Origin of the sequence: Nocardioides zeae (assembly GCF_030818655.1) — a bacterium.
GTDB classification, from domain to species: domain Bacteria; phylum Actinomycetota; class Actinomycetes; order Propionibacteriales; family Nocardioidaceae; genus Nocardioides; species Nocardioides zeae_A.
Window position 1 is genome coordinate 357,935 of the sequence record NZ_JAUTAN010000001.1, and the last position, 12,328, is coordinate 370,262.

The following is a 12,328-nucleotide window of genomic DNA, read 5'->3' on the forward strand; positions in this document are numbered from 1 at the left end:
GGCGCGATGACTGACTTCGACCCCGACGCGACCGCGTCCCCGGTGGCCCGTGCCGCGCAGACCTACGCCGAGGTGGAGGACGCGCTGCTCTCCCGCTGGCCCGAGACGCGCCTCGAGCCGTCCCTGGACCGGATCCAGGCCTTCACGGAGCTGCTCGGCGATCCGCAGCGGGCCTACCGGGTCGTGCACCTGACGGGCACGAACGGCAAGACCTCGACGGCCCGCATGGTGGATGCGCTCCTGCGGGCGCGCGACCTGCGCACGGGACGCTTCACGAGCCCCCACGTCGAGAAGATGAGCGAGCGGATCAGCATCGACGGCGAGCAGCTCGACGACGACGCCTTCGTGCGGGCGTTCAACGACGTCGCCGCGTTCACCCACCTCGTGGACGCCGACCAGCCCCACCCGCTGTCGTTCTTCGAGACCGTCGTCGGCATGGCCTACGCGGCCTTCGCCGACGCCCCCGTCGACGTGGCCGTGGTCGAGGTCGGCATGGGCGGCTGCTGGGACGCGACCAACGTCGTCGAGGCCGACGTCGCCGTGGTGACGCCGGTGGCGATGGACCACGCGCAGTACCTCGGCGACACCCTCGGCCAGATCGCCGAGGAGAAGGCCGGGATCATCAAGCCGGGCTCGACCGTCGTGCTCGCCGCCCAGGAGCCGGAGGCGGCCGAGGTGCTGCTGCGCCGCGCCGCCGAGGTGGGCGCCCGCGTCGTGGCGGAGGGCGTCGACTTCGGGGTGGTCTCCCGGGCGCCGGCCGTCGGCGGCCAGGTGGTGACGCTGCGGGGCCTGCACGCGACGTACACGGAGCTGTTCCTCCCGCTCTACGGCGCCCACCAGGCGCAGAACGCCGCCGTCGCGCTCGCCGCGGCGGAGGCGCTGACCGGGGACACCCCGCTCGACGACGAGCTGGTGCGCACGGCCCTGGGCCAGGCGACGTCGCCGGGGCGGCTCGAGATCGTGCGGCGCAGTCCGACGATCCTCCTCGACGCCGCGCACAACCCGGCGGGTGCCGAGGCGACGATGGCCGCGCTCGAGGACTCCTTCACCTTCTCGCCGGTCATCGGCGTGCTCGCCGTGATGGGGGACAAGGACGTCGAGGGCGTGCTCTCCGTGCTCGAGCCGCACCTCGCGCACGTCGTGTGCACCCGCAACTCGACGCCGCGCTCGCTCCCGGCCGCCGAGCTGGCGAGGCAGGCGCGCGACATCTTCGGCGAGGACCGCGTCTCGGTCGCCGCCGACCTGTCCGAGGCCATCGACGCGGCCGCGGCGCTCGCCGAGGCGGGGGAGGCGCTCGGCGTCTCGATCGGCTCCGGTGCCGTGCTCGTCATCGGCTCGGTCGTCACCGTGGGCGAGGCCCGCGTCCTGCTGGGAGGTCACCGATGAGCCGTCGCGAGCGTCCCGAGGTGGAGCAGCGGGTCATCCCCGCCGGCGCCCCCGACGACCCCGAGCGTTTCAAGTCGCCCCGCCGCGGCATGGCGGCGGCCGTGCTGGTGCTCGAGGGCATCATCCTCGGCCTCACCGCGCCCGTGCTCGTGCGCTTCACCGACATCTCCGCGGGGGCCGCGATCGGCATCGGCGTGGGCCTCGGCCTGGCGTGCGTGCTGACGGCGGGGCTGCTCCGCAAGGAGTGGGGGTACGGCGTGGGCTGGGCCCTCCAGGTCGCCGCGCTCGCGCTGGGGTTCCTCGTGCCCGCCATGTTCTTCCTCGGCGCGATCTTCGCCGCGCTGTGGGCCACCGCCGACCTCATGGGGCGCCGGATCGAGCAGGAGCGCGGCGCCGCGTGGGCGGCGTACGACGCGGCCCACCCCGAGGCGCACCCCGGTGCGCCGGGCGCTCCCGGCACCCCCTCACAGGACTGACCGCACCGCCGCCAGCGCGGCGTCGAGCTCCGCGTCGGAGCACCCGCCGAAGCCGATCACCAGCCCGGTGCGCACGTGGGTGCGGCACAGGTCGGCGAGCAGCGTGAGGTCGAACCCGGCGCGGCGCAGCGCCGTGTGGGCCGCCACGGTGGTGGCGGGCGGGAGCTCGAGGGTCGCGTACATCCCGGCCACCGGGCCCACGCCGGGCAGGGCGTCGGCGACGCGGGCCGCGCGCTCGGCGTACACCCGCCGCGCCCCGCGCACCGCCCGGTCGACGTAGCCGTCGCGCAGCAGCGCGAGGAAGGCCCGCTGCACGGGCCAGGCGGCCGTGTCGTGGGTGACCCGACGGAAGGTGTCGAGGGACTCCCCGAGCGCCGGCGGTGCGACCAGCCAGCCGAGCCGCAGGCTGGGGGCGACGGTCTTGCTCGCCGTGCCGAGGTAGCCGACCCGGTCCCGGTCGAGGCTCGCCAGCGCGGGGATGGGCGCGACGTCGTAGCGGAACTCCGAGTCGTAGTCGTCCTCCACCACGATCGCGTCCACCGCGCGGGCCGCGGCGAGCAGGTCGAGCCGCTCCGCCCCGCCCAGCGGCGGGCCGAGGGGGTGCTGGTGCGCGGGGGTGGCGTACGCCGCGGCGCAGCCCGCGAGGTCGCGCACGGGCGTGAGGGCGGGGTGGTCGACGACCGTCCGGCCGGCGGCGCGGACCGTGGCGACGGCCGCCCGGTAGCCGGGGTCGTCCATGAGCACGGCGCCCGGGCGCAGCACGGCGAGCAGGTGGCGCAGCCCGTCCGCGGTGCCGGCCGTGACCCGCACGTCGTCGGGGTCGACGTCGAGCCCCCGCTCGCGGGCGAGGCGCCCGGCCAGCGCCGCGCGGAGCTCCGGGAGGCCGCGGGGATCGTCGTACCCCGCCGGCCGGCGGGCCGTGCCCACCTCGCGCCACGCGCGCCGCCAGAGCGCCGTCTGCCGGGGGTCGGTCCACGGGGTGCCCGCGTCGAGACGGACGAGCCGCGCGGGGTCCGGCTCCGACCGGGAGGCGCGAGCGGCGGGCCCGGCGAGGTGGGCCGACGCCGCCACGAAGGTGCCCGCGCCGCGGCGACCGGCGAGCCAGCCCTCGGCGACGAGCTGGGCGTAGGCCTGCTCGACCACGGTGCGGGCGACGCCGAGGTCGGCCGCCAGCGCCCGGGTGCTCGGCAGCCGGTCGCCGTCGACCAGCGTGCCGTCGGTGATGCGGCGTCGGACCTGGCGGGCGAGCTGCTGGCCGAGCGGCGCCCCACCGGTGCGGTCGAGGACGAGGGGGAGCATGGAGTGGCCTGTCGGAAAGGGTCGGGATTGGCTCGTGATCCTAGGCCAAGACCCGTCCATCCTGGACGCATGAGCTCGCTCTCGCCGACCGCCCGCACCACCGTCACCCGGGGACGCAACCGCCTTGTCACGGAGCGCGCGGCCCTCCACGCCCTGCTCGCCGACGCGCTCGTCGCCCACCTCGGGTTCGTCGCCGGCGACCACCCGGTCGTGCTGCCCACCGCGTTCGGAGTCGACCTCGACGGTCCGGACGAGGGCGGCTCGCTCTACCTCCACGGGTCGGTGGCCGCCGGGTGGCTGCGGTCGGTGCGCGGCGCCACGGTGTGCGTCTCCTTCACCGAGCTCGACGGTCTCGTGACGGCGCGGTCGGGGTTCCACCACTCGATGAACTACCGCTCCGCCGTCGTCATCGGCGCCGTCCGCGAGGTCACGGACCCGGACGAGCGCGCCCGGGCGCTCGACCTCGTCGTCGACCAGATGGTGCCGGGCCGCTCCGCGACCCTGCGTCCGCCGACCCGCAAGGAGCTCGCCGCGACGGTCGTGCTCGCCGTGCCCCTCGCCGAGGCCTCGATGAAGGCCCGCGCCGGGGGACCGGTGGACGAGGAGGCCGACGTCGCGGCCGGCGTGTGGGGAGGCCACGTGCCCGTACGGCGCGTGCTCGGCGCCCCGGTGTCGGCGGAGGACTCCCACGACGAGGTGCCGCCGGACGTGCGGTCGCTCGTCGCCACGCGGGGGTCAGTAGGGTTCGGCGCATGACCCAGCGCACCCTGGTCCTCCTCAAGCCCGACGCCGTGCGACGTGGCCTGGTGGGCGAGATCCTGTCCCGCTTCGAGGCCAAGGGCCTCAGCCTCGTGGCCCTCGAGCTCCGCACGATCGACGCGGAGCAGGCCGACGCCCACTACGCCGAGCACGTCGAGCGCGACTTCTACCCGCCGCTGCGCACGTTCGTGACGAGCGGCCCCCTCCTCGCCGCCGTGCTCGAGGGCGACGAGGCGATCGAGGTCGTCCGCGCGCTCAACGGCGCGACCGACGGCCGCAAGGCCGCGCCCGGCACGATCCGCGGCGACCTGTCGCTGTCGAACCGCGAGAACCTGGTGCACGGCTCGGACAGCCCCGAGTCCGCCGCCCGCGAGATCGCCCTCTGGTTCCCGGCGCTCGAGGGCTGACGCCCTTCGTTCCGGCTGTCGTCACTTTCCCCGGTCGACCGGGGAACTTGTCGCTTTGCACGTCAATATTGATGGTCAAAGCGGCACTTTCCCCGGTCGACCGGGGAAAGTGGCAGCCCCTTCCATAACCCCACTTGTGGTGAGGCTGTGAGGGCCGTCACAATGCGGCGAGGGTCGTCGACGGCGACGGCCCCGACCCTGGGAGGGACCGCAGCGTTGAACGCCATCTCCACGCCCGAGACCGACACCCCCACGAGCGCGAGCACGAGCACCGCTCCCGCACCGACCTTCGTGGACGACCGCCTCGCCTGGTGGGCGCAGCAGACGCCGGACGCGCCGGCGATGACCTACCGCCAGCGCACCTGGACCTGGGCGCAGTGGGACGAGCGGGTGCGCCGCCTCGCCGGTGCCCTCGCCGCCGCGGGCATCGGCCGCGGCGACGTCGTGTCCTTCCTCGACAAGAACCACCCGGCCTGCGTCGAGCTGTCGCTCGCGGCGGGGTCGCTGGGTGCCGCCAACGCCATCGTCAACTGGCGCAGCGCGGGCGACGAGGTCGACTACGCCGTCAACGACTCCGGCGCCCGGGTCCTCGTCGTCGGCGCCGAGCTGATGCCCACGATCGAGGCCATCCGCGACCGGCTCACGAACGTCGAGCGGATCGTCGTCGTCACGCCCGACGGGGCGACCGAGGACGGCGAGCCCGACGAGTACGAGGCGTGGCTGGCCGCCAGCGAGCCCCGCGGCCGGGCGGCGGACGTCGCGCCCGACGACACCTGCCTCGTCATGTACTCCTCCGGCACCACCGGCCGGCCCAAGGGCGTCATGCTGACGCACCGCAACATGGTGAGCCACACGGTCAACGCCCACGACGGCTGGGACTTCGAGCCGGGCGACGTCTCGTTGGTGGCGATGCCCCTGTTCCACGTCGGCGGCTCGTCGTACGTGCTCTTCGGCATCCACGACGGCATCCCGTCGATCATGACGCGCGAGCCCGACGGTGCCTCGTTGGCCGGCGCGATCCTCGGCGGCGCCAACAAGACGTTCCTCGTGCCGGCCGTGCTCGCCCAGGTGCTGCAGTCCGGGCCCGATGCGATCAAGCTGTTCGGGGCCCTGACGGCCTACACGTACGGCGCGGCCCCGATGCCGCCGCCGCTGCTGCGGGCGGCGATGCAGGCCTGGCCGGGCACCGACTTCATCCAGGTCTACGGGTTGACCGAGGTGGCGGGCGTGGCCACGCACCTCATGCCCGACCACCACCGCGACGCCGCGCACCCGGAGCGCCTGGTGTCCGCGGGCGTGGCGCTGCCGGGGATGGAGGTGCGGGTCGTCGACCCGACCGGCGCCGACGTCCCGACGGGGGAGAGCGGCGAGATCTGGCTGCGTGGTCCGCAGGTCATGAAGGGCTACCTCAACAAGCCCGAGGAGACCGCGAAGGTGCTGACCGCCGACGGCTGGTTCCGCACGGGCGACGTGGGCCGCTTCGACGACGGCGGCTTCCTCTTCGTGCACGACCGCATCAAGGACATGATCATCTCGGGAGGCGAGAACATCTACAGCCCCGAGGTCGAGCGCGTGCTGGCCGAGCACCCGGCCGTGCTGGAGTGCGCCGTCATCGGCGTGCCCGACGACCGCTGGGGCGAGACGGTCAAGGCGGTCGTCGCGCTCAAGCCCGACACGAGCGCGACGGAGGAGGAGATCATCGCCTTCTGCCGCGAGCGGCTCGCCGGCTTCAAGTGCCCGCGCTCCGTCGACGTGCTGCCCGCCCTGCCGCGCAACCCGACGGGCAAGATCCTCAAGCGGGACCTGCGCTCGCCGTACTGGGAGGGCCGCGGCTCCGCGATCGTGTGACGCACCCGCGGTGGCGGGAGGGGACCGACGTCCCCTCCCGTTCACCTCGATGCTCGATCATGCGTCGGTGACCGACCTGCTCGACCCGCTGCGCCGCGCCCACCTCGCCCCGCCGGAGCGCACCCTCGTCGACGTCGTCCGCGCGACCGTCGCCCAGGCCGCCGACGAGGCGGCGGTCGACGCGAGCGACGGCGTCCTCACCTACGCGGAGCTCGAGGAGGCCGCGACCGGCCTCGCGGCCGAGCTCGCCGGGCACGGCGTCGGTCCCGGCAGCAAGGTCGGCGTGCGGGTCACGTCGGGCACGACCGACCTGTACGTCGCGATCCTCGGCGTCCTGCTGGCCGGTGCGGCCTACGTGCCGGTCGACGCCGACGACCCCGAGGAGCGGGCGACCCTCGTCTTCGGCGAGGCGGACGTGGCCGCGGTGGTCGGGGACGACCTGGTCGTCGACGTCCGTCGCCCGGCGGCGCCGCGCGAGATCGAGGACCCGTCGCCCGACGACGACGCCTGGGTGATCTTCACGTCGGGCTCGACCGGGAAGCCGAAGGGCGTCGCGGTCACCCACCGCAACGCGGCGGCCTTCGTGGACGCCGAGTCCCGGATGTTCCTGCAGGCGGAGCCGCTCGGCGTCGGCGACCGCGTCATGGCCGGGCTGTCCGTCGCCTTCGACGCGAGCTGCGAGGAGATCTGGCTGGCGTGGCGGTACGGCGCGTGCCTGGTCCCCGCGCCGCGGGCGCTGGTGCGCTCCGGGATCGACGTCGGGCCGTGGCTCGTCGCCAACCGGGTCACCGTCGTGTCGACGGTCCCGACGCTGGTCGCGCTGTGGCCGGCGGAGGCCCTCGAGCGCGTGCGGCTGCTCATCATGGGCGGGGAGGCCTGCCCGCCGGAGCTGGCGGCCCGCCTGGCGCGTCCGGGCCGGGAGGTCTGGAACACCTACGGGCCGACCGAGGCGACGGTCGTGGCCTGCGGTTGCGAGCTGACCGGCGAGCCGCCCGTGCGCATCGGCCTGCCGCTCGACGGCTGGGACCTCGCGGTGGTGGACCCGGCCACCGGTGTGCCGGTGGGGGAGGGCGAGCCCGGCGAGCTGATCATCGGCGGGGTCGGCCTGGCCCGCTACCTCGACCCGGAGAAGGACGCCGAGAAGTACGCCCCGATGCCCACCCTCGGCTGGGAGCGGGCCTACCGCTCGGGCGACATCGTGGTCAACGACCCCGCGGGCCTGCTCTTCGCCGGCCGCGCCGACGACCAGGTCAAGCTCGGTGGTCGCCGCATCGAGCTCGGCGAGGTCGACTCGGCCCTCCTCGCGCTGCCGGGCGTGCAGGGCGCCGCGGCGGCCGTGCGGCGGACGGCGGCGGGCAACCAGCTGCTGGTGGGGTACGTCGCGGTGGACCCCGACTTCGACCCCGCCGCCGCCCTCGACCGGCTGCGCGGCTCGCTCCCCGCCGCGCTCGTGCCCCGGCTGGCGGTGGTGGACACGCTGCCGACGCGCACGTCGGGCAAGGTCGACCGCGACGCGCTGCCCTGGCCGCTGCCGGGCGCGGCCGGTGCCGGCGGCGGGTCGCGGAGCCCCGGCGACCTCAGCGACACCGAGTCCTGGATCGCCGAGCTGTGGCTCGAGGTGCTGGGGGCCGACGTCTCCGGCCGCGACGCCGACTTCTTCGACCTCGGCGGTGGCAGCCTCACGGCGGCGCAGATGGTCTCCCGGCTCCGGAGCCGCTTCCCCGAGGTGGCCGTCGGCGACATCTACGAGCGCTCCAGCGTGGGCGCGCTCGCGGCGTACCTCGACGGCCTCGCCGCGCCGCAGGCCGCCGAGCGGGACCGTCCGGTGCGACCGATCCCCGTGAAGAGCCAGGCCGGCCAGGTCGTCGGCACCCTCGGCGTGCGGGCCGTGGGCGGCCTGCGGTGGGTCGCCTGGACGCTCGTCGCGTCGACCGTCGTCGGCGTCGTGGCGGACCTGGACTGGCTGCCGTCGGCCCCGTGGTGGGTGCTCGTGCTGCTGTGGCTCGGGCTGCTCACGCCACCGGGCCGGATCCTGCTCGCGGCCGCCCAGGCGCGCGTGCTCCTGGCGGGCGTCGAGCCGGGGGAGCACCCGCGCGGGGGCAAGGTGCACCTGCGGCTGTGGCTCGCGGACCGCCTCGCCGACGAGATCGGCGCGACGGCGCTGGCGGGGGCACCGCTGATGACCTGGTACGCCCGCCTCCTCGGCGCCCGCATCGGCCGCGACGTCGACCTCCACTCCCTGCCGGGGGTGACGGGGATGCTCACGCTGGGCAAGGGCTGCTCCGTGGAGCCTGAGGTGGACCTCTCGGGCTACTGGATCGACGGCGACGTCGTGCGCCTCGGTCCGGTCGAGGTCGGGCCCCGGGCCCGCATCGGTGCCCGCAGCACCCTGTGCCCGGGTGCGCACGTGGGAGCGGACGCGGAGGTCGCGCCCGGTTCCGCGGTCTTCGGCGCCGTGCCGGCGGGCGAGTTCTGGGCGGGGTCGCCGGCGCGGCGCCGCCGCAAGGACGCCCGGGGGCCGTGGCAGGACCGACCGGTGCGCAGCCGGGCGTGGGTCGCGGCGTACGCGCTGGCCGCCGTCGTGGTCGGCCTGCTGCCGGCGGCCGCGATCGGGGTCGGTCTCCTCGTCGCGCTGCCGGGCCTCGGCGACGTGGACGGGTACGGCGCGCTCCTGGCCCACCTGCTCCTGCGGACCCCGCCGGCGGTCGTGCTGGCGCTCCTCGTGCTGGCGCTCCTCGTCTGGCTGGTCGTGCGGCTGTGCGGGCTCGGCGTCCGCGCCGGGGTGCACCCGGTGCGGAGCGGCCCGGCGCTCGCGGTCTGGACGACGATGCGGGTGCTCGACGAGGCCCGCACCTGGCTCTACGGGCTCTACGCGTCCTCCCTCACGCCCTTCTGGCTGCGCGCGCTGGGCGCGCGGATCGGCACGGGGGTCGAGGCCTCGACGGTGCTGATGATCCCGTCGCTGACGCAGGTCAACGACCACTCCTTCCTGGCCGACGACACGCTCATCGGGGGCTACGAGCTCGGCGGGGGGTGGCTGCGGGCCGAGCGCGTCAAGATCGGCAAGCGCGCCTTCGTCGGCAACTCCGGCATGGCCGCCCCGGGACGGCGGGTGCCCAAGGCCTCGCTGGTGGCCGTGCTGTCCGCGGCCCCGCAGCGCAAGACGGCCCGGTCCGGCGAGTCCTGGCTGGGCAGCCCGCCCGCGCCCCTGCGCCGCACGTCGGAGGAGAGCGACAGCACGCGCACCTATGCGCCGCCCCGCCGCCTGCTCGTCTTCCGTGGGCTCGTCGAGGTCTGCCGCGTCGTGCCCGTGGTGCTGGGCACGGTGCTGGCGGTGACCGTGGTCGTCGCCCTGGCGGCGCTGCTCGACACCGGTGCCCCCGTGCTCGGCGCGCTCCTCGCCGTCGTGCTCGCCGGTCCGCTCCTGGCCGTCGCCGGCCTCCTCGCCGCCGCCGTCGCGACGGCCGCGAAGTGGCTGCTCGTGGGCCGCATGGGCCCGGGCCAGCACCCGTTGTGGAGCTCCTTCGTGTGGCGCAACGAGCTCGCGGACTCGTTCGTCGAGACCCTCGCCGTGCCCTGGTTCGCCCGCACCGTGACGGGCACGCCGCTGCTCAACCTCTGGTTCCGCTCGATGGGCGCCCGCATCGGGCGCGGGGTGTGGGTCGACACGCACTGGCTGCCCGAGGCGGACCTGGTCCACCTCGACGACGGCGCCACGGTCAACGCGGGCACGGTGGTGCAGACGCACCTCTTCCACGACCGGGTGCTCCAGCTCGACCGGGTGCGCCTCCGCCGGGGCGCGACCCTCGGCCCCAACAGCGTCATCCTCCCGGCGGCCGAGCTCGGACGGCACGCTACGGTGGGCCCGGTGTCCCTGGTCATGCGTGGTGAGTCCGTCCCCGACAAGACGGCCTGGATCGGCAACCCCATCGGGCCGTGGGCCCCGGCGAGCGGCCCGTCGACCGGCTCGGCGAGCGACGCGGTGAGCGGCTCGTGAGCCAGCTCCCCACCGCTGACGACTACCTCCCGGGCCACGGCGACCGGTCCTGGTCGGCGCGCTCCTACGAGCTCGACCTCTCCTACAAGGTGGTCGGCAACCGCCTGGCGGGGGAGGCCCGCATCGACGTGGAGGTGCTCGAGCGCACCGACCGCCTCGTGCTCGACCTCGCCCACCTCGACGTCGCCAAGGTGACCGTCGGCGGGAAGGCCCCCGCAAAGTTCGAGAAGCGCCGTCACCGGCTGGTCGTGCGGCTGCGCGAGAAGGCGGCGGTCGGCGCGCGCCTGGCGCTCGTCGTCAAGTACGGCGGCCACCCCCGCCCCGTCGTCGAGAAGCACCACGGCGACGCGGGCTGGGAGGAGCTCTCCGACGGCGTGATCGTCGCCGGGCAGCCCCACGGCGCGCCCACCTGGTTCCCCTGCAACGACCGGCCCGACGACAAGGCGACCTACCGCATCACGGTCACCACCGACGTCGGCTACACCGTCGTCTCCAACGGCCTGCTCGACGAGCGCCGCCGCCGCGGGTCCAGCGAGTCCTGGACCTACGTCATGGACGTGCCGATGGCGACCTACCTCGCCACCGTGCAGATCGGGCGCTACGACATCGTCGAGCACGACGGTCCCGTCCCGTTGTTCTCCGCGGTGCCCCAGGGCACCGGCCGCCACCGCACCGACGCGTACGACGCGGGCTTCGGCCGCCAGGCCGACATGCTGCGCGCGTTCGAGGGATGGTTCGGGCCCTACCCGTTCGGCTCCTACGCCGCCGTCGTGACGGGCGACGACCTGGAGATCCCGCTCGAGAGCCAGAGCCTGTCGACGTTCGGCAAGAACTTCGTCTCCGAGGAGTGGGAGCAGGTGCGGCTCGTCGCCCACGAGCTGGCCCACCAGTGGTTCGGCAACATCGTCACGCTGCGGCACTGGCGCGACATCTGGCTCCACGAGGGCTTCGCCTGCTACAGCGAGTGGCTGTGGTCGGAGGAGTCGGGCCGCGAGACCGCGCAGTGGTGGGCCGAGCACCACCACGCGAAGCTCGCGGACGCCGACCAGGACCTGGCGCTCATCGACCCGGGTCCGGAGCTCATGTTCGACGACCGGGTCTACAAGCGCGGTGCCCTGACGCTGCACGCGCTGCGCACCGCGGTCGGCGACGACGCGTTCTTCGACCTGCTGCGGGGCTGGACCTCCGAGCACGCCGGCGGCTCCGTCACCACCGAGGACTTCCTCGCCTTCGCCGCGACCCGCACGGGCACCGACGTGGCGAGCCTGCTGCGACCGTGGCTGGCGCAGAAGAAGCTGCCCGCCCTGCCGGGCTGATGGAGGGGCCGGACCACGCCGACGGGCGTCCTCGGCGGTGGCGCCCCTGGCCCCACGCCGACCGGGAGGTGCGCAGCTGCGGGTGGCGCGGGCACGTGACCTACGCCCCCGACGAGCCGGCGCTGGCACGCCGGCTCCAGGTCGCGACCGCGGTCGGGCCGGCCTGGCGCTGCCTGCGCTGCGGCGCGTTCGTGCCGGGCGAGCCGCGCGGCCGCGGACCGGCCGAGCGGGCGCCGGTCGTGCTGCGCGGACGGCTGCTGCGCGACGCGTGGGTGCTGCGCCTCCTCGCGGTCGACCGCTTCGTCCGGGGCACGCTGCTGCTCCTGCTCGCCGGGGCGCTCGTCTACTTCGACGAGCGGCGCGAGGTCGTCCGCAGCTACGTCGAGCGCGACCTGCCCAGCTTCAAGCCCTTCGTCGACGAGCTCGGCGTCGACCCCCAGCGGGGCGTCGCGCGGATCGTGCTCGAGCTGTTCGAGGTCAGCCACCAGCGGCTCGTGTGGATCACGGTCGGGATCGCGGCGTACGGGCTCCTGCTGCTCCTCGAGGGCGCCGGGCTCTGGGGCATGCGCCGCTGGGGCGAGTACGTCGCGGCCGCCGCCACCGCCGTCTTCCTCCCCGTCGAGGTGGCGGGTCTCCTCGGCCACCTGAGCCTGCTGCTGCTCGTGACCTTCCTGGTCAACCTGTTCCTCGTGGCCTACCTGGTGTGGACCAAGCGCCTCTTCGGGGTGCGTGGCGGACGCGCCGCGTGGGACGCCGAGCGGCGCCAGACCTCCCTGCTCGAGGTCGAGGGGGCCGCGGGGCCGGGCGGGGGCTGAGCCCGCGCCGTACCGGCTCTGCGGG

9 protein-coding genes are annotated in these 12,328 nt (G+C 75.1%); 8 read left to right on the plus strand and 1 reads right to left on the minus strand.

Annotation, left to right across the window (positions count from 1 at the left end; genetic code table 11):
• Window positions 1-6 precede the first annotated feature (6 nt).
• Together QE405_RS01640 and QE405_RS01645 are read left to right on the plus strand one after the other, a co-directional pair.
• Window positions 7-1,386 (plus strand): bifunctional folylpolyglutamate synthase/dihydrofolate synthase, encoded by a 1,380-nt coding sequence (locus QE405_RS01640; protein WP_307198485.1) that lies wholly within the window; start codon window positions 7-9, stop codon window positions 1,384-1,386.
• A complete protein-coding gene (locus QE405_RS01645) occupies window positions 1,383-1,862 on the plus strand; it encodes a DUF4233 domain-containing protein (RefSeq protein ID WP_307198486.1) in 480 nt (159 codons plus the stop codon). The genes QE405_RS01640 and QE405_RS01645 overlap by 4 nt, the downstream gene beginning before the upstream one ends.
• On the opposite strand, the gene QE405_RS01650 is transcribed toward QE405_RS01645, so the two are convergent.
• Entirely contained in the window at window positions 1,851-3,161 is a 1,311-nt protein-coding gene (locus QE405_RS01650; RefSeq protein WP_307198487.1) for an aminotransferase-like domain-containing protein, read from the minus strand. The genes QE405_RS01645 and QE405_RS01650 overlap by 12 nt on opposite strands.
• A gap of 69 nt (window positions 3,162-3,230) precedes the next feature.
• Here QE405_RS01650 and QE405_RS01655 point away from each other — a divergent pair, with 69 nt between their 5' ends.
• The 6 genes from QE405_RS01655 (at window position 3,231) to QE405_RS01680 (ending at window position 12,303) form a co-directional block, all read left to right on the plus strand.
• Complete coding sequence (locus tag QE405_RS01655; protein WP_307198488.1) at window positions 3,231-3,917, plus strand: pyridoxamine 5'-phosphate oxidase family protein; 687 nt, start codon at window positions 3,231-3,233, stop codon at window positions 3,915-3,917.
• Window positions 3,914-4,327: a nucleoside-diphosphate kinase gene (ndk, locus tag QE405_RS01660; protein WP_307198489.1), complete on the plus strand. Its 414-nt coding sequence runs from the start codon at window positions 3,914-3,916 to the stop codon at window positions 4,325-4,327. Before QE405_RS01655 ends, ndk begins: the two co-directional genes overlap by 4 nt.
• Before the next feature lie 216 nt (window positions 4,328-4,543).
• The gene (locus QE405_RS01665) at window positions 4,544-6,175 is read left to right on the plus strand and encodes a long-chain-fatty-acid--CoA ligase (RefSeq protein WP_307198490.1); all 1,632 of its coding nucleotides are present in this window, start codon (window positions 4,544-4,546) and stop codon (window positions 6,173-6,175) included.
• A 67-nt stretch (window positions 6,176-6,242) separates the two neighbouring features.
• Window positions 6,243-10,172 carry a Pls/PosA family non-ribosomal peptide synthetase gene (locus QE405_RS01670; protein ID WP_307198491.1) on the plus strand — a complete coding sequence of 1,310 codons (3,930 nt, stop codon included), beginning with the start codon at window positions 6,243-6,245 and terminating at the stop codon, window positions 10,170-10,172.
• Window positions 10,169-11,488: a M1 family metallopeptidase gene (locus QE405_RS01675; protein ID WP_307198492.1), complete on the plus strand. Its 1,320-nt coding sequence runs from the start codon at window positions 10,169-10,171 to the stop codon at window positions 11,486-11,488. Before QE405_RS01670 ends, QE405_RS01675 begins: the two co-directional genes overlap by 4 nt.
• A gap of 95 nt (window positions 11,489-11,583) precedes the next feature.
• Window positions 11,584-12,303 carry a DUF2127 domain-containing protein gene (locus QE405_RS01680; RefSeq protein ID WP_307198493.1) on the plus strand — a complete coding sequence of 240 codons (720 nt, stop codon included), beginning with the start codon at window positions 11,584-11,586 and terminating at the stop codon, window positions 12,301-12,303.
• Window positions 12,304-12,328: the final 25 nt, after the last annotated feature.